We start from the raw sequence: 23,286 nt of genomic DNA, 5'->3' as shown, positions 1-23,286 counted from the left end.
ATGTCCTTTTTCCAGCGTTTTATCCTTTATCTCAAAAGCAAAAAAGAGGTTGAGACATAACTAAATGAATCCAACCTAAAGACGAACAAACTGGATAAAGTAGCTCGTATAAATCGCTTGTGACACCGTGATGTCCGTGCAAGGCTTCGCTTTCCGCGGGCGGGCGCTGAGCCCCCTCGTCGCTTGCGCTTTTCCCGCAGGAGTCTTCGCCTTGCCCTCCAATCAACTGCTAGAAGGTCCTAAACAGATGAAACTATATTCACCATAACAAAAAAAACGAACCACTAATCAAACATGTTGATCAATGGTTCGTTTTTCACTTGGGCTAAAATACTTTTGTACCGCCCTCTTTTTACTTATTTCAAACGCTTTTCTAATTCTGCTTTTTTCTCTTCAAAACCAGGTTTTCCAAGAAGAGCAAACATATTTACTTTGTATGCTTCTACTCCCGGCTGATCGAATGGGTTTACGCCTAATAAATAGCCGCTGATTGCACATGCTTTTTCGAAGAAATATACAACATATCCGAACGTATACTCATCTAGCGCAGGAATGTTCACAACTAAGTTTGGAACGCCTCCATCTGTGTGAGCAAGCATTGTACCTTGGAACGCTTTTTTATTTACAAAGTCAACTGTTTCACCAGCTAAGTAATTTAATCCATCTAAGTCCGCTGCATCTTCTTCAATTGTTAGCTCATGACGAGAATCTTGAACTTGTACAATTGTTTCAAAAATATCACGGCGACCTTCTTGTACATATTGACCTAAAGAATGAAGATCCGTTGAGAAGTTAGCAGATGAAGGGTAAATACCTTTTTGGTCTTTTCCTTCACTTTCGCCAAATAACTGTTTCCACCACTCAGCAAAGTATTGAAGAGCTGGCTCATAGTTAATCAGCATTTCAATTGTTTTTCCTTTATTATAAAGCACATTACGAGCTACAGCATATTGATAAGCTGGGTTCTCTTCTAGCTCTGATGATGAGAATGCTTCTTGAGCATCAGCTGCCCCTTTCATCATTTGTTCGATATCAAGACCCGCAGCGGCAATTGGTAATAAGCCAACCGCTGTTAATACTGAATAACGGCCGCCTACATCATCTGGAATAACAAATGTTTCATAGCCTTCTTCGTCCGCTAATGTTTTTAATGCGCCGCGCGCTTTATCTGTTGTTGCATAAATACGCTTGCGTGCTTCTTCTTTGCCGTATTTCTCTTCTAATAATTTACGGAAGATACGGAAAGCAATCGCCGGTTCTGTTGTTGTACCAGATTTTGAAATAACATTAATAGAGAAATCTTTATCTTGTAAAACATCCATTAAGTCTTTCATGTATGTTGAGCTGATGTTGTTACCAGCAAAAATAACTTGCGGAGTTTTACGCTGTTCTTTTGATAATGTGTTATAGAATGAATGCTGAAGCATTTCAATAGCAGCACGAGCACCTAAGTAAGATCCTCCAATACCGATAACAATTAATACATCTGAATCAGATTTAATTTTTTCTGCACTTTTTTGAATGCGTGCAAATTCTTCTTTGTCATACTCCGTAGGAAGGTCGACCCATCCTAAAAAGTCGTTTCCAGCACCTGTTTTCTCATGAATTGAATGGTGAGCTACTTTCACGGCATCACGTAAGTATGTAAGTTCATGTTCACCAAAAAATGATAACGCGTTTGAATAATCAAAACGAACATGTGTCATAGTCTGTTCCTCCATTAAAATATCTTTATTTTTCACTTTATCGAAACTGTTAGCTGAATTCAAGTGAATCCACTTACAATTTGACACAATCATTATAGTTTGTTGAAACTGCAATCATTGTATGTACCCTTTTATTTAACGATAAATTCAGTTGTGAAGTCAACTAATGTTCTTTGATTACAGGACGTAATTCATGCACAATTACGCAAATAATAAGCAAATAAAAAACGACTAAAGAGTGGTCTTCAATCGTTTTTTATTTGCTTATTGGGTGGTGCAATATAGTTCATTTCACCTATCTTCACATATTGTCTCGGTTTATAAGAGGCTTTTAAAAGGGAAGAGTCTATTGATATGGAATTTTCAGCGTCGTTTTTAGAAGTGAGCAGCATCCTGTTTTCTTCTTTCATTTCCAAGTGATTATTCAGCACAAATCCACTCATACATAGTGCGGTAAAAATGAGAAAACTGATGGCTATTTGTTTCCTATACATTTCCATCACCTCACTCTTAGAGTGACAATTTTGCATGATTTTTATACGTCGAAAAAAATTTTTTTATGTTTTTTTTATGGATTTTGTGACGAGTTTCTATTTATTTAATAAGCCTTGAAAATTCTGCTGATACTAAGAATTAGCATGGATGCATGCATAATTAAATTATTATATAATCGGTTACAGAATTGAATATCACAAGGAGGTTTGTCTTTTGTCGTGGTTGCACTTGGTGATTTTATCGCCTTTTTTATTAGCCTTTTTTGTCCCGCTTCTGTATAGGAAATTCCAGCGTATTCATACAGGGTGGTTCGTTTTGCCTCTTCCACTTGTGTTGTTCATTTATTTCACACAATATATCAGTGGTGTTTCTAAAGGGGAAACCTACCTACATTCAATGAAATGGATACCTAGTCTGGGTATTAACTTTGATGCTTACGTGGATGGACTCGGTCTTCTATTTTCTCTGTTAATCACCGGAATTGGGACACTTGTTATTCTTTACTCCATTTATTATCTTTCTAAGACAAAAGAAGCGCTGCATTCGTTTTATGTCTATTTGCTTCTTTTTATGGGGTCTATGCTAGGAGTTGTATTATCAGACAACCTAATGAGCCTGTATAACTTTTGGGAATTAACAAGCCTTTCATCTTTTTTATTGATTGGTTATTGGTACAAACGAGAGAAATCTCAATACGGAGCCTTAAAATCTATGCTTATTACCGTATTCGGAGGACTTTCCCTATTAGCAGGAATTATGCTTTTATACGTCATGACAGGTACTTTCAGCATACGCGAAATTATCTCCAACGTAGATGTAGTCACATCAAGTCATCTATTCATTCCAGCTCTAGTCCTCATTTTATTAGGGGCCTTTACAAAATCTGCTCAGTTTCCTTTTCATATTTGGCTGCCAGATGCAATGGAAGCTCCAACCCCAGTGAGTGCATACCTTCATTCAGCCACAATGGTAAAAGCGGGAATTTATCTTTTAGCAAGACTCAGCCCTATTTTTGCTATAAGCGCCACTTGGTTTTTTGCTATTTCAATTATAGGACTAATTACACTGTTTTGGGGCTCATTTTCAGCAGTAAAGCAGCAAGATCTGAAAGGGATTTTAGCTTTTTCAACCATTAGTCAGCTCGGGATGATTATGTCACTTATAGGAGTAGGTAGCGCAGCTCTTCACTATGATTTTTTAGACGATAATATCTACTTAGTAGCTCTTACTGCAGCGGTTTTCCATTTGATTAACCACGCTACCTTCAAAGGCAGTTTGTTTATGGTAGTAGGGATTGTCGATCATGAAACAGGCACGCGTGACATTAGAAAGTTAGGCGGGTTAATGAGCTTCATGCCTGTGACATTTACCATTGCTATCATCGGGGGATTTTCAATGGCGGGTCTTCCTCCTTTTAATGGATTCTTAAGTAAAGAGATGTTTTTTACAGGTATGGTAAACGTGACAAAAATGGATATGTATAGCATGCAGACGTGGGGAATTTTGCTGCCTGTCATCGCTTGGTTAGGAAGTATTTTCACTTTCGTCTATAGTATGATTCTTGTCTTTAAAACCTTTACAGGCAAATACCAGCCCGAAAAACTAGAGAAGAAGCCGCATGAAGCACCAGTAGGCATGCTTATTTCACCTGTTATTTTAGCATCACTGGTTGTTATTTTCGGCTTTGCTCCTAACTTATTAGAATCAACTCTTATTGAGCCAACAATGGCCTCTATCGCACCTAGCCTGCTAGCTGAAGGTAAAGAATATCAAGTGCATATTAAATTTTGGCACGGCTTTACGCCAGAATTATTTATGACGCTAGGGGTCATCATATTTGGTGTTTTGTTATTTATGACGATTCAAAAGTGGTTAAAAATCTACACACGATTCCCTTCTTCTTTAACGCTTAATAATGGCTATAATTATGGAATTAAAGGGATTGAAAAAGGGTCAACACGTATCATGAAAACATTAATGACAGGATTTATTAGAGACTATCTTTTAATCATTTTTACTTTCATAGGCATTTTACTTCTCGTGACGCTCTTTTCTCAGAATGCCTTTGCGATTGATTTAAAAGATACTGCTTCTATAGGCGTTTACGAGGCCATATTAGCAGTCGTAATGGTTGCAGCTACTATTACAACTTTATTAGCAAAATCACGCCTCACAGCCATTATTTCTCTAGGAGTTGTCGGGTATACGCTCTCTTTATTTTTCGTATTATTCCGAGCTCCTGACTTAGCTTTGACTCAATTAGTGATTGAAACTGTATCCGTATCCCTATTTTTACTATGTTTCTACTACTTGCCCGAGTTTCGGAAGCGAAAAGTAAGGGTGAAGTTTCAGCTACCAAACTTACTGGTTGCTCTTCTTGTAGGAACGACTGTTACACTGCTTGGCATATCAGCAAACAGTACGAAACTATTTGAATCGATTTCACATTACTTTATTGAAAACAGCTATGAAAAAGCAGGCGGCGAAAACATGGTGAACGTAATCCTTGTTGACTTCCGCGGATTTGATACATTATTTGAAATTACCGTACTTTGTATAGCAGCTCTTGCTATCTATGGCATGATTCGTCTTCGGTTAACAAAGGAGGAAGAGGAGTGAAAAAAAATGATTTGATACTACAAACCACAACGAAAGTAGTCACGTTTATTATTATCATTTTTGCCATTCATCTTTTCTTTGCAGGTCATTATACACCGGGGGGAGGGTTTGTTGGAGGACTTACTACCTCAGCAGCTCTTGTATTACTCCTGCTGGCTTTCGATATAAAAACCGTATCGAAAGTCATCCCATTTGATTATAAGAAGGTCGCGGCTTCCGGACTGCTGCTAGCTATTTTAACTGGGCTTGGGTCATTTATTTTCAAAGTCCCATTTCTAACTCACACATATAGCTACTTTAACCTTCCCCTTCTCGGGAAAACATCTTTAGCTACCGTTGTACTGTTTGATCTAGGTGTATATCTAGTAGTTGTTGGTGTTACGATGACCATTATTCAAACGATTGGAGAGAGTGAATAGTGGAAATATTAATGTCCATAGTGGCAGGGATTCTATTCACTGCCGCTGTATATCTCATGTTATCCCGCAGTTTACTGCGAATTATTATTGGAACAGGCTTATTAAGCCACGGTGTTCACCTGTTAATTTTAACGATGGGCGGATTAAAAGGGGGGAGTGTTCCCCTTCTGGGAGAAAAGGCTTCTTCTTATACAGATCCTTTACCTCAAGCTCTAATTTTAACTGCCATTGTCATAAGCTTTGGCGTCACTTCTTTTTTCCTTGTACTAGCGTACAGGGCTTACCAAGAACTCGGAACAGACGATATGGACAAGTTAAGGGGAAATGAACATGACGAGTAATTTTGTAATCATCCCACTGCTTATCCCGTTTGTTGTAGGTGTTGTGCTCATTTTTTTCAAAGACAATATTAAACTTCAAAGGATAATCAGTGTTTTATCATTAATCACCACCACTGCTTTTGCTGCCTATTTAGTACAGTTGGTTCAATCAAAAGGAGTTTTAACTCACGAGCTAGGGAACTGGAAACCTCCTTTTGGAATTATTCTAGTAGCGGACATGTTCGCTTCCCTTCTCGTACTTACTGCTAGTATCGTAACACTATGCTGCGTTCTTTTTGCTTTTCATACAATTGGCGAGAGACGTGAACGCTTTTACTTTTATTCATTTGTGCAGTTTTTATTAGTAGGCGTATTTGGCGCCTTCTTGACAGGTGATATCTTTAACTTATTTGTCTTTTTTGAAGTCATGCTTATGTCTTCATACGCTCTTATTGTACTTGGGGGTACAAAAGCACAGCTTCGAGAGTCCCTTAAGTATATTTTAGTCAATGTCATTTCATCCGCTTTGTTTGTAATTGCTGTTGCTTATTTGTACGCCGTAACAGGAACTCTCAACATGGCAGACCTTTCGCAACGAATTGCAGAGGCTAACCAGCCGGGAATTTTAACAACCATTGGCATGCTTTTATTTATTGTATTTGCATTAAAAGCAGCTTTATTTCCAATGTATTTCTGGCTTCCAGGTTCGTACAGTGCACCTCCACCCGTTATTATCGGATTATTTGGTGCGTTGCTAACAAAAGTAGGAGTTTACTCTATTTTCAGGACTTTCACTTTACTGTTTTATCACCATCCTGAATTCACTCATCAAATTATCGGTTACGTTGCGCTTTTGACTATCGTTGTTGGTGCAGTAGGCGCCATTGCTTATTCAGATGTGAATAAAATTTTAATTTATAACATTATTATTGCTGTCGGAGTCATTGTCTACGGTGTAACTTTAACAACAAAAGCAGGTTTTGAAGGAGCCATTTATTATTTAATTCACGACATGATTATTAAAGCAGCTCTCTTCCTTCTTGCTGGAAGCATCATTCGAATAACTGGAACAACAAAATTAAAGAAAATGGGCGGGTTAATTAAAGACTATCCGCTGCTTGGCTGGATGTTTTTTATCGCTACTATTTCGTTGGCAGGAATTCCTCCCCTAAGCGGCTTTATTGGAAAATTCCTTTTAGTTCAAGGCGGTTTAGAATCAGAGAGCTACACGTTTGTAGGAGTTTTACTAGTTTCAAGCCTGCTCGTTTTATATTCTGCCATTAAGATTTTCATGAGCTGCTTCTGGGGTGAACCTACGCTTTCTTCTGAGCATGAAGAAGTATCTCTTAAAGGTATTCTATACCCATCCGCTATCTTACTTGCTGTTTCTGTCTTTTTAGGACTAGGTGCAGAAGCTGTTATTCCTTATGTGTCGACAGCCGCTCAAACGCTTATGGATCCTTCAATTTATATCCAATCGGTGTTAAAGGAGTAGATCTGCATGTCATTTCAACTATTATTAAACGTAGTCATTGCATTCACATGGATGTTTTTGAGAGGGATTTGGACACTACCTTCCTTTATTATAGGATTTTTCTGGGGAGCGGTACTGCTGTTTGTTTTCCGCCGTTTTTTTCACAGACGTTTTTACTTGTATAAAGTGTATGCGATCATTAAGCTGCTGTTTATTTTCATACGAGAATTATTCAAAGCCAATATTGCAGTTACTAAAGACGTATTGCGCCCTAAATTAAATATTCAGCCAGCCATCTTTGCAATGCCAACCCGTCTGGAGAGTGAATGGGAAATTACCATTCTTTCTCTTTTAATTACGCTAACGCCAGGCACACTGGTAATGGATGTATCAGATGATAATTCTACTATCTATATTCATGCAATCAATACAGACGATATTGATGACATTATTACAGATATTCAGCAAACATTCGAAAAAGCTATTATGGAGGTGAGTCGTTAAATGCTCGATATTTTTTTAAACGTTTCGCTCATTCTCATTTCTGCTTCAACTATTGGGTTTGTTTACCGAGTGGTAAAAGGTCCGTCAACCGCTGATCGAGCAATGGCCCTTGATGCTATTGGAATTAACATCATTGCTATCACGGCCATCATCTCGATTATTTTTCGAACCCAGGCTTTTTTCGAAGTCATTTTACTGCTAGGCATCATAGCCTTTGTAGGTACCGTTGCTTTTTCTAAGTTTTTAGAGAAAGGAGAAGTGATTGAATATGAACGTGATCAGTGAAATCATTGTAGGAGCTTTGGTACTAATAGGGTCTCTTCTGACAGTTGTGACCATGATTGGGCTTATTCGCTTGCCTGATACGTATACAAGAAGTCACGCTGCCTCCAAAAGTGCTACCTTAGGCGTCCTGTTTATATTAGTGGGCTGCTTACTCTACTTTTGGATTGACACTGGCCATATTAGTGCACGGGTAATTTTAGCGATTGTCTTTGTGTTTATCACCTCTCCTATTGCTGGGCATTTACTAGGAAGAGCGGCTTATTACAGCGGAGTTCCCCTTTCTGATAAAACCGTTCGGGATGATTTGAAAACCAAACAGCAGAAAAAGCTTACCCATCATGAATAGAAAAAAACGCCGTGCGGTTTGCACGGCGTTTTTTATCGAAAATCTTATAAAGAAGCGCGTAGGATTGCTAGTACATCTTCTTTGTTTAATTTTTTAAATTTACCAAATTCACCTTTAGCCATCGCACGATCAGCCATAAGATCTAATTTGTCTTCACCAATATCATAATCTGCTAAGCGAGTTGGTGCACCTAGGCTTGACCAGAATTCACGAAGCTTATCAACACCTTCAAGTGCTACTTCTTTATCCGTCTTGCCTTCCGTATCTACATTAAATACGCGTACAGCTACTTGCTTGAAGCGATCTACGTTCTCATCCATTACGTGTTTCATCCAGTTCGGGAATAAAATTGCGAGTCCACCCGCATGAGGAATGTCATATACAGCTGATACCGCATGCTCAATATTATGAGTAGCCCAATCGCCTTGGTGTCCCATTTGTAACATACCGTTTAATGCGATTGTCCCATTGTATAAAATCGTTTCACGTAACTCGTAGTTCTCTAAGTCGTTTAATAATTTTGGTCCCGTTTCAATAACCGTTTGCAGTACTCCTTCACACATGCGATCTTGAAGCGGCGTATTTGTTGCAGCATGGAAATATTGTTCAAATACGTGGCTCATCATGTCGACCATGCCATAAACTGTTTGATTTTTTGGTACAGTAAATGTATTAACGGGATCTAAAATAGAGAATTGAGGGAATGTTGCCGGACTGCCCCAGCCGTATTTTTCTTGTGTTTCCCAATTTGTAATAACAGAACCAGCATTCATTTCTGAACCTGTTGCCGCTAATGTTAGCACTGTTCCAAATGGAAGAGCTTCAGCTGCGAATACGTCGCGGTTAATGATGTCCCATACGTCTCCATCATATTTTGCGCCTGCTGCGATTGCTTTTGTACAATCGATTACGCTTCCTCCACCTACTGCAAGTAAAAATTCAATACCGTTTTCTTTACAAATATCGATTCCTTTGCGAACAGTTGTCAGACGAGGATTCGGCTCTACTCCCGCTAACTCATGTACCTCTGCATTCATGTCATTCAGTACATCCATTACTTGATCGTATAAACCGCTGCGTTTTACGCTTCCTCCGCCGTATACTAATAATATCTTTTTACCAAAGCGACTTGCTTCTGTTTTTAATTGCTCTAATTGACCTTTACCAAAAATTAATTTTGTAGGGTTATAAAATGTAAAATTGTTCACTATAAACTCCTCCTTACGAGCTTGATTACATGCATCATTATGAAGAACAACTTTTTGATTGTAAAGAAAATTGACTTCCTAAAGATTATTCCCTGTTGGCTAGATGCTCACCCCATCCAAATGAACGTTTATTTGTCTGTATCTTCCAAAAGCAAATATGCATATTTCCCTCTAAAAAAAGCAGGCTAATAAGTGAACTACAAAACAAGGAGGGTTCATCATGAGTGGTATTCAACGTATTGCGCTCGTATTAACGATTATTGGAGCAATTAACTGGGGACTTATTGGCTTTTTTCAATTTGATTTAGTAGCAGCAATCTTCGGCGGTCAAACATCTGCTTTCTCCCGCATTATTTATGGATTGGTTGGAATCGCAGGACTGATTAACCTAGGTCTATTATTTAAACCTTCTGCTGAAGTAGAGCGTACAGAACCTAGAACGGAACATTAAAAAAAGAAGGATAGCTCAGCTATCCTTCTTTTTTTCTTATTTCTTAATTAGATCTTCGCGGTTTGATTGCTCAATCCACTCTTCTAATTTTTCTTTTAATGTGTTGAATCCTTGAGTAGATTCAGTATGAACTGTTGCTTGACCTTGACGCTTTTTAGCAGGTTTTTTAGGTGCAGAAGCTTCAGTTTTTTCTGGAGCTGGCTCAGTTGCACGAATAGATAAACCAATTTTACCAGTTGACTCATCAACAGATAAAACTTTAACGTTTACTTCGTCTCCTACTGATAAATGTTCGTTAATATCTTTAACGAAGCCATGTTTTACTTCTGAGATATGAACTAATCCTTGAGTTTCTTCATTTAATGCAACGAATGCACCGTATGGTTGAATTCCTGTTACTTTACCTTTTGTAACAGTACCGATTTCAAATTTTGACATATAAACACTCCTAGATACCTTATTATTTTCATCACTATAGCCAATTTAAAATTATAGCACAGTTCATAGATTGAATCAAAAAGTAGTTATACTATATTTATTATTTACCAATTTCGTCACAAATATAAACTAACACTACATTTCATCATAGCAAAAAAGATATTATATCAAACCGTCTATACGATATGACATAATATCTTATTTTTATTATAACTTATTTTCAACAAAACGGCTAATCCGTTTTATGGATTCTTCTAATGATTCCATTGAAGAGGCGTATGAACAGCGAATATGTCCCTCTCCGCCTTTTCCAAATACATTGCCTGGCACCACGGCTACTCGCTCTTCAAGCAAAAGCTGCTCAGCGAATTCTTCCGATGACAATCCAGTTTTCTTGATAGACGGGAACACATAAAACGCTCCTCCGGGAGAATGGCATTCCAGACCAATTTGGTTTAATGACTTCACCATATAGTTCCGTCTTCTGCGATAGCTTTTTCTCATCTCTTCTACGTCATGCTGCCCGTTTTGCAGTGCTTCAATTGCTCCATATTGTGCCATGGTAGGCGCACACATCATTGTATACTGATGAATTTTCAGCATTGCTTTAGCAATCTCAGTTGGTGCACATATGTACCCAAGACGCCATCCAGTCATGGCAAACCCTTTAGAAAAGCCAGAAATAATAATGGTTCTCTCTTTCATTCCTTCTAAAGAAGCAATAGATGTAAATTCTTCATCATATGTTAATTCTGCATATATTTCATCCGTGATAACAAGCAAGTCATGCTTGATTACAATATCCGCAATAGCCTGCAGCTCTTCTTTAGATAGTGAACTTCCTGTTGGATTATTAGGAGAGCATAAAAGAAGAGCTTTCGTGTTGCTTGTAATGACTTCTTCAATCTGTCTAGGCTGCAGCTTAAACTCTGTTTCTGCCGTTGTTTCAATTGCCACAGGAACTCCTCCTGCTAGTGAAATTAACGGGCTGTAAGACACAAAGTTTGGCTCCACGACAATAATCTCATCTTCAGGGTTAATCAAAGCCCTCATTGTAATGTCTAAAGCCTGACTTCCTCCAACGGTCACGATAATATCATCTTTATAATCATACGAGACGTTAAAATTTCTTTTCATATACTTCATAATTTCAAAGCGGAGCTCTAAAAGCCCCGCATTTGCCGTATAAGAGGTATACCCTCTTTCCAACGATAAAATACTCGCTTCTCGAACAGCCCAAGATGTGACAAAATCAGGTTCACCTACTCCAAGAGAAATGACGTTATCCATACTTGCTGCTAAATCAAAAAAGCGGCGAATACCTGAAGGTTTCAGCTGTTGTACAGTTGTTGACAAGCGCTCTTTCATTACGGAGACACCACGATTCTGCGATCTTCATCGCCTTGGTCGTAGATGGTACCATCGTGCTTGTATTTTTTCATGATAAAGTGAGTCGTCGTAGATAAAACAGAGTCTAGCGTAGAAAGCTTTTCAGAAACAAAAAATGCTACTTCAGACATTGATTTTTCTTCAATAATAACAGACAAATCATATGCTCCTGACATTAGGTACACGGATTTCACTTCTTGAAAACGATAGATGCGCTCCGCAATCTCATCAAAGCCTACTCCTCGCTTTGGTGCAACTTTTACATCTATCATAGCGGTGACGCCCTCATGTCCATCTACTCGTCTCCAGTTAATATCAGCTGAATATTGCACAATTACTTTTTCTCTCTCTAGCTTTTTAACAATATTAGAGGTTTCGTCAAACGTTAAATCCACCATTTTTGAAATACTATCTATTGAAATACGGCTATTTTTTTCTAGAATTTCTAAAATTTCTAACTCTTTTTCTTCTAAGAACACCGCGTTCCCCTCCTACACCGATTAAATTTTTTCACTTTTTCCATTATATCAAATTTAAACACATCTTTAATGTGAAATCTATACCGGTAATTGAGTTTCATTTTATAGATTGCTGGAAATTAGGACAGACTAGAAAGAAAAAGATGGAGTGAAACAAATTGACTGAATCTAAAATTACTTGCCACCAGCGTACTTTTAATGGAGTCAATGTTTACTACGAATGTCATAACTATCACCCTGATAAACCAGCTATTGTATTTATTCACGGCTTTTTATCATCCAGTTTTAGCTTTCGGCGTTTAATTCCTTTATTTGAAGATACGTTTTCTATCATTACGCTGGACCTTCCGCCATTTGGGCGAAGTGAAAAATCGTTAACCTTTCAATACTCGTATAAAAACTTAGCCAAAATTGTCATCGAGTTGATTGAATATTTAAACTTGAAAGATGTTGTACTATCGGGACACTCAATGGGAGGACAGGTTTGTTTAAACGTAGCAAAATTAAAGCCTTCTTGCGTATCAAAACTCGTTCTTCTGTGCAGCTCAGCTTATTTAGGCCCTTCACATTATGGGTTGGTCATGTCTTCTTATGTTCCATTCTTTTATCTGTGGGTAAAAACGTGGCTGTCTCGCAAAGGTGTATTAGGCAACTTGCAAAATGTCGTATTTGATCATCAGTTAATCGACGAAGAAATGATTGATGGCTATACTGAACCATTTTTGGATGACCGTACGTTTATGGCTTTAACAAGAATGATTCGTGATCGAGAAGGAGACCTATCCTCAAAGGATTTGCAGCACATAAAAAAACCAAGTTTACTCATTTGGGGAGAAGAAGACCGAGTTGTCCCTTTACATCTCGGACGTAAGTTAAAAGATGATTTAACAGACTCTACCTTTATCTCTTTAAAGGAAATTGGACACCTTTTACCAGAAGAGTGTCCCGACATTGTGCAGTCTCATATGGTCGATTTCTTGTACGATGAACAAGCCCTGTCTCAATAATGATGGGGCGAGTCCGTATATGTCACAAGAAGCGCTAACTTTAATAAAAAATTTAGTAGTGGTGCTTCAACAATTTTCCACTTTCTTTATTAACTTCACGAGTTAACTTCGTTGACAAACGTATTAAAAATAATCAAACTATTGTATTAAAAAGGGGGTACTTTTATTGTCTACTTATTCTTTTGATCAATTAATTAACCGTACAGGTACGCAGTCCGTAAAGTGGGACAAAACTGATCTTGTTTTTGGAGCAAAAGATGTTCTGCCTTTTTGGGTAGCTGATATGGATTTCCAAGCGCCGCCTAGTGTTCTTCAAACCATTAATGAGCGTGTCAAACACGGTATTTTCGGCTACACTTCCCCTACTGAATCTACGGCGAATGCTTTATCATCTTGGGTAGAAAAAAAGCATCAGTGGACCATTGATCATGAATGGATTACATACAGTCCAGGAGTTGTGTTTGCCCTGAGTATGGCTATTCAAGCATTTACGAAACCCGGAGATTCAATTTTAATTCAGCCTCCCGTCTATACTCCATTTTTTAACATGATAAAGGTAAATGATCGAGAAGTTGTTGAAAATCCGTTGAAGCTTGCAGGCGATAAATACGAAATTGATTTTGCAGATTTAGAGAAAAAATTTGCAGAAGGCGTAAAATTAATGATTCTTTGCAGCCCTCATAATCCAGTAGGACGCGTGTGGACAAAAGAAGAACTGAAGAAACTTGCTGATCTTTGTGAAAAATACAATGTATTAATTGTTTCAGATGAAATCCATTCTGATCTAATTTACCAGCCTTATAAACATATTCCCATCAGCATGGTGAGTGAAGATGCAGCCAATCGAACCATTACGTGTATAGCCCCTAGCAAAACATTTAATATACCGGGACTTCAGGCTTCAGCTGTTATTATTCCAAATGAGAAACTGCGCACACAGTATGTTCAGCAGCAGCAAAAGCAAGGGTTTTCTAATTTAAACACATTTGGAATCATTGGATTAGAAGCAGCTTACAGCGAAGGTGGAGAATGGCTAGAAGCACTGCTTGTGTACCTGAAGAAAAATGTAGATCTCGTGACGCGTTTTATAAGTGAAAACTTGCCTGAACTGCGAGTGGTTCAGCCAGAAGGAACTTATTTACTATGGATTGACTGCAACAAGCTGCACTTATCTGAAGAAGAATTACATGAACGCTTATTAGAAAAAGGCAAAATCGCCGTAGAAAAAGGCGAAAAATACAGCTCCACATATGGAAAAGGTTTTATCCGCTTGAACATTGGCTGTTCACATGAACAACTTCAAGAAGGATTAAATCGCTTAAAAATAGCTTTAACGTAAAAAACAGCGTTCTTTCTTACGAAAGAACGCTGTTTTTAATGTTTTTTTGAAATAATTCCACACGCGATTCGCTTTCCAGAATTACCTGATGGCTCTGTCATTCCGTCATCACCTTGTTCGGTAATAACAAGGGAGGAACCATCCATACGCTTAACGAGAGATGTCTTTCCTTCTTTTAACGTGACTTGAGGAACCATATCCGTTCCTTTATACGTTTGATCGTCTTCTACCACAATATTTTTCATATCGCCTAAATGCGGTCCTTTTGGATTTAACAGTCCGTGTTTCTTTTTATCAGGATCAAGGTGATTTCCTGCACTTTTAAAGTTAGGAGCTTTGCAAATTCCCATTTCATGAATATGTACGCCGTGTTCCCCAGGTGGAAGTCCGCTTAAATCGTAAGTAAACTCAATTCCATCAGCCTGCTCTTTCAACTTGACTGTACCGATGCTATCTCCATCTGCGTTATAGACTTTGACTTCTTTATTGGATATTTCTTTTTCCATACACCCCGTTAACAAGAAAAAAGGCACGGTTCCAATGAGTAGTAGTTTTTTCATGTTGCCCTCCAATCGCATATGCACTAGCGAAAGTTTTAGATGTCTTTCCATAGATTGTCCAGCAACATATCATTTTAAACGCTTACATTTTATTTGCATTTCATTAGAGTGACTTCTTATTTTCTTGTTCTTTCAGCTTTGCTTCTAATTCCTTCGTTTTTTCTTCTTCTTTTTTAGACACCTTGATGATGAACCGCCAGACTGCAACTGCTGCTAGTACAAAAATCGCCATTGTAGCAAAAGCAGGAATATATTCTGTTTTATCTTCCGGAAAATAAAGCAAAAACATTAAATTCATCATGTACAACATCCTTTCATAGAAACGGTAGTGGGTTTTGATTTATACTGTTTATAATAAACACTTTACTTAAAGGAGATCTGGCAATATGACATTTACAATTGGTCAAACCGTTACGGCACTTTATAAAACCGGGAAATACATCGGTGAAATTACACAAGTTCGAGATCTGCATTATGTTGTACGAATTCTAGCTGTGTTGAAGCACCCAGAACAAGGTGACTTACATAATCCTGGACAAGTGGACGTACCTTTTTTTCACGAGCGAAAAGCACTTGCGTTTCGAGAGCAGGCAAACATTCCTCAAAAAATGGTTCATCTCTATGAAGACAGCGTTCCTGCTTATAAGCATTCACTAAAAAAAGCCCTTGAATTAAAGATAGCTGAACAACAAGGCAAAGATAGCGCTTTTGCTCAAGCAAGTATTTCCTGTTTAGAAGAGTTAAAAAAAGAGTACGGTATTCATTAAGCAAAAAGCCAAATTCACATAGAAGTGATTTGGCTTTTATAATGCAAATTTATTTAATACTTTTGAAAAATCGATTCGGTCTCCTATGGTCGTTGGCTCCGGCTTTTGAAGGTACCTCTTATCTTTTTCTACAAGCTTAAAGATGTTGAGTGTAGTCATCGCATCATCAAGCGCGCAGTGGTGCTTTCCAGTTCCTTCTTTACCATACTCTTGCACAGCTTTCCAAAGGCCGGTTTGATTTTGATCTCCAAAAAAGCGCTTATACTCCATCGAAAGATCAATTTCTTTACCTGTAAAAGGAAACGGCACCTTATTTTTTTGACAGCACTGCCTTAATACTTTCATATCCATGTTCCCCCATGTAATAATCGTGCTGTTTTTATACATGCCCAGTCGCTGTACAAGCTGCTCTAGCGTAATTCCTTCATTTACTTGATTTTGTTCGATATGGAGAAATGATTTACAGCGCTCAGTTAATTTTGTAAAGTGTGTAGGCTGTACGTAAGAGGAGAAACGATCAATGATTTCTTGATTTTTAACAAACACCAAACCAACTTCAATGATTTCCGGAAAAAAGCCTTTTGGAAAACCCTTATACTCTGGCATTGTAAATTCAAAATCAATGAATAAATACTGAGAGTTCTTATCCAATATTATCACCCCTTTGTAAAATAAACCGCCCTACTATATTAATGCTATTATAGCACGATTGAACAATCGGAAGGTCTATTTTCTGTTCTTATTTTTAATATTATGAATATTCTAGTTGCTGAATAAAAAGAATACTTTACTACTACTATATTCTAGAGCATGTCTCTATGCGCAGGGTAACTGTCACGAATAGACATAATTTCGCTTCTTTTTTTTACCTATTTTTTCACTTTTTTATGTATCCGCTCTTCCAAATTCTCTTTAAGCTCTCACATCAGTGTGTGAGGCGGCTCCCTCCCGACTCCAAAAGCATACCTCACACCTTTTTAGACTAAGCCTTTCTTATATTTAAGCTTTAGGCAGAATAGCAAGCGTGCATCGGGATATACAGATTAAATTCTCTTCTTCATCTTGAATTTTCACTTCCCAAACCGCTGTTTTTTTTCCTTTATGTAAAGGAACGCCTATAGCTGTAACGATTCCGTCTTTTTTCCCTTTGATATGATTGGCATTAATCTCCAAACCCACGCAGATTTCTTTTTCAATATCTACACTTTTAATAGCACCTAGACTAGCCACAGTTTCGGCTAACGCCACCGATGCTCCTCCGTGCAAAAGCCCGAATGGCTGACGCGTTCGCTCATCAACAGGCATCGTCGCTTCCACTCTTTGTTCACTTGCGCTAATAATCTCAATTCCTAATGCTTCTAACAGCGTATCTTTTGTTTTCATATCCATACCTCCCTTTGTATCTAGTATACAATAACGGTTTTGCTACAACATATACGAACCCTCTACATATACATAATAAAAATCCGTTTTTTAGGAGGATTCTTATATGAAACCATTTGCTCCCTTGTCTTACTATTGGCCATCGTACTACATGCCTCACCCTTATACATACAGGGTACCTAGCTTACCTGAGGCGGACATAGCGACTTTCCAGCAATCTCTTAAAGTGATTCCCTCTACCATGCAAAGCGCTACCATATTTATTCAAAGAGCTAATACTTCGCCAGCTTTAATAAAAAAAATAAAAGCTGCTGCTCAAGAATCTAAAATGAGTGAAGTAAAAGGACTCATTCTTTCAACGGGCGTTAAGGCAAAAATTGATGTTTTTTATACGCCAGACTATATTAAAATTACGTTTATTCATCCCGATAACCAATTTGACTGCTGTCACGTTTCGTTAAATATTAAATGGTAAAACACAAGGAAAAAAGTCTTATTTTCTTTTAAAAAAGATGTACATGTTGTTTTGTTTCGAATATTATAATATATGCCATTTTTGGATGTAAAAACAAATTACACGATAATTGTATTTAGGAAATAAATATGATATTGTATTTGGAAATATATTTTTTCTTTAGGAGGGATGACATGATGAGACATGTTACACTAGTAGAAATTTTCACGCATCCTATCGCTCAAAAATATTTATCTCGATCTGGCGTTGCGCATGCTGTATCCGTCGCCTATCATGCGTTTCGTCTATCTGTCCAGCATAATGTAAACCCCGATTTAGCTACAAAAGCAGCGCTGCTTCATGATATTGGCCACTACGAATGGTACACAAATGGTCAGTGGGATTATGAGAAGTATCGTCAAAATGATATTCACGCTATTAAAGGTGCTGAACGTGCACATAAATTACTCATTCGTTTAGGTGAGGAACCTCAGGCAGCAAAAGAAATTGCCTTAGCTATTTTACTACACACAGACTCATATTTGCCTGAAGGAACCATTCAACAACGCCCTCTTCAAAAAGTAGTCAAACTAGCTGATGAAGCTGATGAAGAGCCAGGCGGCAAACACCATTACCGTGAAATGGAATATAATTTGGCTGTAAAGAAAATTAAGGAGCTTGATAAGAAAGTGCTTGAACTTCTACATTCCAACCAATTTAAACAGTTAGGCTGACAGGATTAACTCCTTTCATAAGAGTTAATCCTTTTTATTATTTCTCCTCATAATTCCCTGCAAATTACTCATACTACTTATTGATTCTCATTTTTGGTTAGTTAGGAGGAAGAAGAATGTCTAAAAACGCTAGAGGTTACGTGCAGGATTCTTGTACGTCATTAAATCAGGCAAAAGCAAGCCTTGAACAAGCTCTTCAAACAGTAGAGAAAGATTCAAATCGTGAACGTATTGAACAATCTCTTCAGGCTGTAGAGCAAGCATTAGGAACTTGTGACAGCACTGCTTCTACTCTTTCTCAATCATGAAAAAAAGCAGCCGGTTTTGATCGGCTGCTTTTTTCATTATAGACCCTCTATTTACAAGATAACCGAGGCAATCCATCCAAAAATAATGAGTGGAATGTTATAGTGAAGAAAAGTTGGTACACACGTATCCCAAATATGATCATGCTGACGATCGACTGCTAATCCAGATGTGGGTCCAAGCGTACTGTCTGAAGCTGGTGAACCAGCGTCTCCAAGCGCTCCGGCTGTACCAACAATACAAATCGTCGCTATTGGACTCATACCAAGTTCTAAGCAAAGAGGAACAAAAATCGTCGCGATAATTGGAATGGTAGAGAAAGAAGAACCAATGCCCATTGTGACTAAAAGCCCGATGACAAGCATAAGAAATGCCCCCAGCATTTGATTCCCTCCAATAAGAGCAACAGAATCTTTTACAAGCGCTTCTACATCTCCAGTTTCTTGAAGAACTTTTGCAAAACCAGAGGCTGACAGCATAACGAATCCAATGAAAGCCATCATTCTCATTCCGTTTGTTAATACTGGATCTGCTTCACTCCACTTCAAAGCTCCGCTGAAGTAAAGTACAACAATTCCTGCGAGCGCTCCAAAAATCATAGAATCCACTAAGAGCTGCACAGTTAAAGCTGCTACAATCGCAACCAAAGCTATAATAATGCCTCTTGTTGTATAACCTGTACTCTCTTCTGCACCTTGATCAATGTCAATGTCTTCATACCGACGTGGTTTGCGGTATGAAATAAAAACAGCAAACAATAAGCCCGCTATCATTCCTAAAGCTGGCAGAGCCATCGCTGCGGTAATATCTCCTTTATCAATCGTTAGTCCACTTTCTTTGATGTTAGTAAATAAAATATCGTGATAAATCTTACCGAATCCTGCCGGCAAATACATATAAGGTGTAACCAGTCCAAACGTAATAACGGTGGCGACTAATCGGCGATCGATTTTTAACTGATTAAATACTTTTAATAGAGGTGGAATTAAAAGCGGAATAAATGCAATGTGAACCGGAATAACGTTTTGAGAAAAACATGAAATAATAAGGATGATCAATAAGATCAGTACTTTTGACAGTGATTTCTTTTTCGTTTCTCCTTCTTTCCCTACTATTTTTAACGCTAGTTGAACAACTGCATCAGGCAGCCCTGTCCGCGAAACAGCCATTGCAAATCCTCCAAGCAAAGCATAGCTTAATGCAACAGAAGCACTATTTCCAAGACCATCTGTGTATATACTTACTGTATCTGTGAGGCTGATACCGCCAACAAGTCCTCCAATTAACGCTCCGACTGCTAAAGAAAAGACAACGTTGATACGCAATAAGCTCAAAATCAGCATCACGAGCACAGCTATTAATACTGCATTCATTTTGAAACCTCCATTTTTCTTTTTACTTTATCTCATTAAAACATTAGAGAGATAAACAACATGTTCATTATATTAGGTATAGAAAAAAAGTCAATCATCTTACTAAATAAACGTTTGTTTAACTTCTCTACACCCTTAACGATATAAGGATTTTTCTAAATAATCTTTTCTTACTAAAAAGAAAAAACATTATGTAAACATATTAAAAAAGAAGCATCATCGATGCTTCTTTTTACGTTTCTTTCTATCACTGCTATACTTTTTTCATTAATTGGCTTCAAATGAACAAACCATTGCAGCTAGTGTTCGCACCATCACGCCTGTTGCACCTGAAGGTCCTAACTCATGAGAAGCAGCGGATGTTGCAGTTCCAGCAATATCCAAGTGAACCCATGATGTTTGCTCTGCAAACTCACCAATAAAGGTTCCTGCCATAATTGCGTGCCCCTCTCGTCCAGGAGAGTTATTTAAATCTGCTACCTTACTTCCCCGAACACGCTTTTTATCTCGTTCTGTAATAGGCAGCTCCCAAATCGGTTCGCCTGTCTCAATGCTCGCTTTTTCTATTTTCTGCAATAAAGCAGAATCATTCGTCATTGCCCCCGTTGTATGTGTACCAAGAGCTACAATTACACCACCCGTTAATGTCGCCACGTCTACTAAATAATTTGCTCCGTGGTGTTTGGCATAGGAGATACCATCAGCTAACGCTAAACGCCCTTCAGCATCTGTATTCAGTACTTCTATCGTCTTTCCATTCATTGCTGTAATTACGTCATCTGGCTTAAAAGCACGTGCGCTAATAACGTTGTCAGTTGATGGAATGACAGCTACTACGTTTTGATGAGGTTTTAATTCTCCAATCGCTTCCATTGCACCAAGAACAGATGCAGCTCCGCCCATATCTGTTTTCATACCTACAATCCCGTCTTTAGATTTAATAGAGTAACCACCTGTGTCAAAGGTAATCCCTTTTCCTACTAACCCAATAACGTCTTCCCATTTTTCTTTTCCTTGATATTTCAGCACAATCATTTTAGGAGGCTCTGCGGAACCTTGATTAACTGCTAACAGTGCGCCCATTCCCAATGTTTCCATCTCTTCTTTTTCTAAAATTTCATATTCAAAACCATATGTATGTGCCATTTCCACTGCATAATTAGCTAAATCTGTAGCCGTTAGCATATTGCTTGGTAAGTTAACAAGGGTGCGCGCTGAGTTTGTTGCTTTTCCATACGTATATCCAACCAAAGCAGATTGTACAACGTCTTTATAAGAAGAAAACAGTTGAATTTTCTCCAGCTGCTTGTCAGGTTCGTTTGATTTCTTTTTGTAGTTTTCAAACTCGTACATAGCAAGCTGTTGAGCTTCTCCTAATAAAGCTGCAGTTTCTTGCTCTGACCACGCTCCTGTATCAAATGTAGAAAGGGCGACCGATGCGTTTGAAATCTTCGCTTCTTTTAACTTTTTAAATAACAGCCCAAAGCTCTCTTTGAGCCCATTTTTAGTTAACGCTTGCTTTCGTCCGAGCCCTACAAAATAAAGACGTTTTGCTCCTAATTTTCCTAGTGTATGAATCGTTGATATACGTTTTTCTTGTACACGTATATCCCCTTCTTTAATCAAATGAATGAGCTGTCCACCTAAAGCTTCATCAATTTCTTTTAGAAGGCCTTCAAACTGTTGGTTTTGATTAAATAACCCAATTACGAGCGCTTCTGTTTGATGATCAACACCAAATGTTTCTACATGCGAAAACATAAAATTCCTCCCTTTTACGTATAGAGATTTTATTTTTATTTATCATCTGCTTTGTTTAATCTATTCAGCAAGTGGAATATATATCATATTCACCACTGTTTTCATCTATATACATATGATAGCAGAAATACAATTTTTAATCACAGTTCAAAAACCTTAGTTTCACACATATACTTTCATCTACCGCTTTTTTCATCATACGGGTTTAGCTTTTCAGACATTTTAAGTTGAGGGAGGACGTCTCAATGGAGTTATTCTCAAATTTTCCACTTTGGAGTTCATTAATCGCTATTTTCTTTGCTCAATTTATTAAGATTCCCCTTTCTTTTGTAGCTACTAAGAAAATAGACGGCAGCTTATTTTTTAGTACGGGAGGTATGCCAAGCTCTCACTCCGCAGCAGTAACTTCCTTAGCCACTGCCATTGGGCTAGCAGAAGGTCTTAAATCCCCTATTTTTGCTCTCTCCGCTATTTTTGCCATTATTGTCATGTTCGATGCTAAAGGAGTAAGAAGACACGCAGGAGAGCAAGCAACGGTTTTAAATCGTTTAGTTGAAGACTTTCAGCGCGCGGTAAAAGAGGCAAAGCTGTGGACGACCAATGAAGAAGACGAAAAACAAGTGAAGCTAAAAGAGCTGCTTGGACATAAGCCTATTGAAGTTTTCTTTGGAGCCTTAACAGGGATAGCAGTTGCTTTTGTAACGTATTATGTATGGCCATAAAACATAAGAAAACACATGAAGAGTTCTTCATGTGTTTCTCGTTTATTTTACCTGCTGGCGAAAAACCTGCATCGACTTCTTTTCATTCAGCATTATTAACTCTTCTTCAGTTAAGCGGCCGTCCCCTGATTTTACTACATAGACGTTTAATTCTTTCTTACCCCATATGTTGTACACATCGGAAACAGTCTCAAAATATAAATCAAGATGATTGCCTTTAATAGCCCCACCTTTATCTGCTACCACTCCATAGCCATAGCCCGGAATAAACAAGATCGTGCCGATTGGAAATATGGTTAAATCAGCAGCGATGGTTGAATACAAGTCACGTTTTACTTTAACGCCCGAATATGTAATACCATACCCCGGATGATTGGGATTTTTCCCAGTTGATTCGTAACCAGCTGTGTAACCCGTAGCCAATACATTCTTAGTTGGATAACGCGACCAATCAAATGCTTCTTCAATCGTCAGACGCTCTTTGTCATTGCTAGCCGCTTCAGCTCTTAGTGGTTTTAGAAATGATGGCAAGAGCCTTTCATTCATTAGAGGATGCCCTGTACTGTTTATAAAAGGCATATATTTGATGACTGTGGTTATTGGGACGCCAGTAATTGCTTCATATGTTGTAAACAGCGCTCCGACCAGTAGTAGGCACATAATGAATCGCTTTGCTATTTTTCCAATCATTGTGATTTCCACAACTCCTCTCACGAATCTATTTGTTTCCAACATAAAAACAAATTA

At 38.1% G+C, this 23,286-nt stretch carries 28 protein-coding genes; 15 read left to right on the top strand and 13 right to left on the bottom strand.

Features of this window, described 5'->3' with window-relative positions:
* Positions 1 to 31 precede the first annotated feature (31 nt).
* Together POF52_RS20100 and POF52_RS20095 are read right to left on the bottom strand one after the other, a co-directional pair.
* Complete coding sequence (locus tag POF52_RS20100) at positions 32 to 226, bottom strand: hypothetical protein (RefSeq protein ID WP_271994336.1); 195 nt, start codon at positions 224 to 226, stop codon at positions 32 to 34.
* Positions 227 to 356: 130 nt separating this feature from the next.
* Positions 357 to 1,706 carry a glucose-6-phosphate isomerase gene (locus POF52_RS20095; RefSeq protein ID WP_013059589.1) on the bottom strand — a complete coding sequence of 450 codons (1,350 nt, stop codon included), beginning with the start codon at positions 1,704 to 1,706 and terminating at the stop codon, positions 357 to 359.
* A gap of 708 nt (positions 1,707 to 2,414) precedes the next feature.
* Between POF52_RS20095 and POF52_RS20090 the strand changes: the two genes are divergently transcribed.
* From POF52_RS20090 to mnhG, 7 genes are read left to right on the top strand one after another with little or no spacing between them, the layout of a single operon-like run.
* Positions 2,415 to 4,820 (top strand): Na+/H+ antiporter subunit A, encoded by a 2,406-nt coding sequence (locus POF52_RS20090; RefSeq protein WP_271994334.1) that lies wholly within the window; start codon positions 2,415 to 2,417, stop codon positions 4,818 to 4,820.
* Positions 4,817 to 5,239, top strand: a complete 423-nt coding sequence (locus tag POF52_RS20085; RefSeq protein ID WP_013085301.1) for a Na(+)/H(+) antiporter subunit B — start codon at positions 4,817 to 4,819, stop codon at positions 5,237 to 5,239. Before POF52_RS20090 ends, POF52_RS20085 begins: the two co-directional genes overlap by 4 nt.
* On the top strand, positions 5,239 to 5,580 hold the full coding sequence (locus POF52_RS20080) for a Na(+)/H(+) antiporter subunit C (RefSeq protein WP_013059592.1): 342 nt from the start codon (positions 5,239 to 5,241) through the stop codon (positions 5,578 to 5,580). The genes POF52_RS20085 and POF52_RS20080 overlap by 1 nt, the downstream gene beginning before the upstream one ends.
* Positions 5,570 to 7,054 (top strand): Na+/H+ antiporter subunit D, encoded by a 1,485-nt coding sequence (locus tag POF52_RS20075; protein WP_271994333.1) that lies wholly within the window; start codon positions 5,570 to 5,572, stop codon positions 7,052 to 7,054. The genes POF52_RS20080 and POF52_RS20075 overlap by 11 nt, the downstream gene beginning before the upstream one ends.
* A gap of 6 nt (positions 7,055 to 7,060) precedes the next feature.
* Positions 7,061 to 7,537, top strand: coding sequence for a Na+/H+ antiporter subunit E (locus tag POF52_RS20070; protein ID WP_176585288.1), 477 nt, complete (start codon positions 7,061 to 7,063; stop codon positions 7,535 to 7,537).
* Complete coding sequence (locus POF52_RS20065; protein WP_013059595.1) at positions 7,538 to 7,822, top strand: Na(+)/H(+) antiporter subunit F1; 285 nt, start codon at positions 7,538 to 7,540, stop codon at positions 7,820 to 7,822.
* Positions 7,806 to 8,168: a monovalent cation/H(+) antiporter subunit G gene (mnhG, locus tag POF52_RS20060; protein ID WP_271994332.1), complete on the top strand. Its 363-nt coding sequence runs from the start codon at positions 7,806 to 7,808 to the stop codon at positions 8,166 to 8,168. Before POF52_RS20065 ends, mnhG begins: the two co-directional genes overlap by 17 nt.
* 44 nt (positions 8,169 to 8,212) lie before the next feature.
* On the opposite strand, the gene POF52_RS20055 is transcribed toward mnhG, so the two are convergent.
* The gene (locus tag POF52_RS20055; RefSeq protein ID WP_013085305.1) at positions 8,213 to 9,376 is read right to left on the bottom strand and encodes an iron-containing alcohol dehydrogenase; all 1,164 of its coding nucleotides are present in this window, start codon (positions 9,374 to 9,376) and stop codon (positions 8,213 to 8,215) included.
* 220 nt (positions 9,377 to 9,596) lie between these two features.
* Here POF52_RS20055 and POF52_RS20050 point away from each other — a divergent pair, with 220 nt between their 5' ends.
* On the top strand, positions 9,597 to 9,827 hold the full coding sequence (locus POF52_RS20050) for a DUF378 domain-containing protein (protein ID WP_013059598.1): 231 nt from the start codon (positions 9,597 to 9,599) through the stop codon (positions 9,825 to 9,827).
* Between the two features lie 36 nt (positions 9,828 to 9,863).
* Here the strand turns inward: POF52_RS20050 and yugI are convergent, their stop codons facing one another.
* The 3 genes from yugI to POF52_RS20035 all read right to left on the bottom strand — a co-directional run bounded on the left by yugI (position 9,864) and on the right by POF52_RS20035 (position 12,133).
* Entirely contained in the window at positions 9,864 to 10,265 is a 402-nt protein-coding gene (gene yugI / locus POF52_RS20045; protein ID WP_013059599.1) for a S1 domain-containing post-transcriptional regulator GSP13, read from the bottom strand.
* Positions 10,266 to 10,472: 207 nt separating this feature from the next.
* Positions 10,473 to 11,633 carry an aminotransferase gene (locus tag POF52_RS20040; protein WP_013059600.1) on the bottom strand — a complete coding sequence of 387 codons (1,161 nt, stop codon included), beginning with the start codon at positions 11,631 to 11,633 and terminating at the stop codon, positions 10,473 to 10,475.
* Positions 11,633 to 12,133 carry an Lrp/AsnC family transcriptional regulator gene (locus POF52_RS20035; RefSeq protein ID WP_013085306.1) on the bottom strand — a complete coding sequence of 167 codons (501 nt, stop codon included), beginning with the start codon at positions 12,131 to 12,133 and terminating at the stop codon, positions 11,633 to 11,635. The genes POF52_RS20040 and POF52_RS20035 overlap by 1 nt, the downstream gene beginning before the upstream one ends.
* Positions 12,134 to 12,291: 158 nt before the next feature.
* Here POF52_RS20035 and POF52_RS20030 point away from each other — a divergent pair, with 158 nt between their 5' ends.
* Both POF52_RS20030 and POF52_RS20025 read left to right on the top strand, forming a co-directional pair.
* On the top strand, positions 12,292 to 13,140 hold the full coding sequence (locus tag POF52_RS20030; RefSeq protein ID WP_013085307.1) for an alpha/beta fold hydrolase: 849 nt from the start codon (positions 12,292 to 12,294) through the stop codon (positions 13,138 to 13,140).
* 166 nt (positions 13,141 to 13,306) lie between these two features.
* Positions 13,307 to 14,479 carry a MalY/PatB family protein gene (locus POF52_RS20025; RefSeq protein ID WP_271994330.1) on the top strand — a complete coding sequence of 391 codons (1,173 nt, stop codon included), beginning with the start codon at positions 13,307 to 13,309 and terminating at the stop codon, positions 14,477 to 14,479.
* A gap of 35 nt (positions 14,480 to 14,514) precedes the next feature.
* Here the strand turns inward: POF52_RS20025 and POF52_RS20020 are convergent, their stop codons facing one another.
* Positions 14,515 to 15,039 (bottom strand): superoxide dismutase family protein, encoded by a 525-nt coding sequence (locus POF52_RS20020; protein ID WP_013085309.1) that lies wholly within the window; start codon positions 15,037 to 15,039, stop codon positions 14,515 to 14,517.
* A gap of 103 nt (positions 15,040 to 15,142) precedes the next feature.
* On the bottom strand, positions 15,143 to 15,340 hold the full coding sequence (locus POF52_RS20015) for a hypothetical protein (RefSeq protein WP_034648533.1): 198 nt from the start codon (positions 15,338 to 15,340) through the stop codon (positions 15,143 to 15,145).
* An 85-nt stretch (positions 15,341 to 15,425) separates the two neighbouring features.
* On the opposite strand from POF52_RS20015, the gene POF52_RS20010 reads away from it, so the two are divergent.
* The gene (locus POF52_RS20010) at positions 15,426 to 15,806 is read left to right on the top strand and encodes a kinase-associated lipoprotein B (RefSeq protein ID WP_271994327.1); all 381 of its coding nucleotides are present in this window, start codon (positions 15,426 to 15,428) and stop codon (positions 15,804 to 15,806) included.
* A gap of 36 nt (positions 15,807 to 15,842) precedes the next feature.
* Here POF52_RS20010 and kapD read toward each other — a convergent pair whose 3' ends face one another.
* Together kapD and POF52_RS20000 are read right to left on the bottom strand one after the other, a co-directional pair.
* Positions 15,843 to 16,457: a 3'-5' exonuclease KapD gene (gene kapD, locus POF52_RS20005; RefSeq protein WP_013085312.1), complete on the bottom strand. Its 615-nt coding sequence runs from the start codon at positions 16,455 to 16,457 to the stop codon at positions 15,843 to 15,845.
* A gap of 348 nt (positions 16,458 to 16,805) precedes the next feature.
* Complete coding sequence (locus POF52_RS20000; protein WP_013085313.1) at positions 16,806 to 17,189, bottom strand: hotdog fold thioesterase; 384 nt, start codon at positions 17,187 to 17,189, stop codon at positions 16,806 to 16,808.
* 106 nt (positions 17,190 to 17,295) lie between these two features.
* On the opposite strand from POF52_RS20000, the gene POF52_RS19995 reads away from it, so the two are divergent.
* From POF52_RS19995 to POF52_RS19985, 3 genes are all read left to right on the top strand, one after another.
* Positions 17,296 to 17,664: a hypothetical protein gene (locus POF52_RS19995; protein WP_271994324.1), complete on the top strand. Its 369-nt coding sequence runs from the start codon at positions 17,296 to 17,298 to the stop codon at positions 17,662 to 17,664.
* 176 nt (positions 17,665 to 17,840) lie between these two features.
* Positions 17,841 to 18,377, top strand: a complete 537-nt coding sequence (locus POF52_RS19990) for an HD domain-containing protein (protein ID WP_271994360.1) — start codon at positions 17,841 to 17,843, stop codon at positions 18,375 to 18,377.
* 116 nt (positions 18,378 to 18,493) lie between these two features.
* Positions 18,494 to 18,685, top strand: coding sequence for a hypothetical protein (locus POF52_RS19985; protein WP_271994322.1), 192 nt, complete (start codon positions 18,494 to 18,496; stop codon positions 18,683 to 18,685).
* A gap of 51 nt (positions 18,686 to 18,736) precedes the next feature.
* Here POF52_RS19985 and POF52_RS19980 read toward each other — a convergent pair whose 3' ends face one another.
* Positions 18,737 to 20,056 (bottom strand): Na+/H+ antiporter family protein, encoded by a 1,320-nt coding sequence (locus POF52_RS19980; protein ID WP_016765810.1) that lies wholly within the window; start codon positions 20,054 to 20,056, stop codon positions 18,737 to 18,739.
* A gap of 267 nt (positions 20,057 to 20,323) precedes the next feature.
* A complete protein-coding gene (locus POF52_RS19975) occupies positions 20,324 to 21,817 on the bottom strand; it encodes a leucyl aminopeptidase (protein WP_271994318.1) in 1,494 nt (497 codons plus the stop codon).
* A gap of 245 nt (positions 21,818 to 22,062) precedes the next feature.
* Between POF52_RS19975 and POF52_RS19970 the strand changes: the two genes are divergently transcribed.
* Positions 22,063 to 22,539, top strand: a complete 477-nt coding sequence (locus POF52_RS19970) for a divergent PAP2 family protein (protein ID WP_013085319.1) — start codon at positions 22,063 to 22,065, stop codon at positions 22,537 to 22,539.
* A gap of 42 nt (positions 22,540 to 22,581) precedes the next feature.
* Here the strand turns inward: POF52_RS19970 and POF52_RS19965 are convergent, their stop codons facing one another.
* Positions 22,582 to 23,229, bottom strand: coding sequence for a 3D domain-containing protein (locus POF52_RS19965; protein WP_271994357.1), 648 nt, complete (start codon positions 23,227 to 23,229; stop codon positions 22,582 to 22,584).
* Between the last annotated feature and the right edge of the window lie 57 nt (positions 23,230 to 23,286).

It is taken from the genome of Priestia sp. AB (assembly GCF_028369225.1).
Lineage (GTDB): Bacteria > Bacillota > Bacilli > Bacillales > Bacillaceae_H > Priestia > Priestia megaterium.
This window is presented reverse-complemented; position numbering and strand designations above follow the sequence as displayed.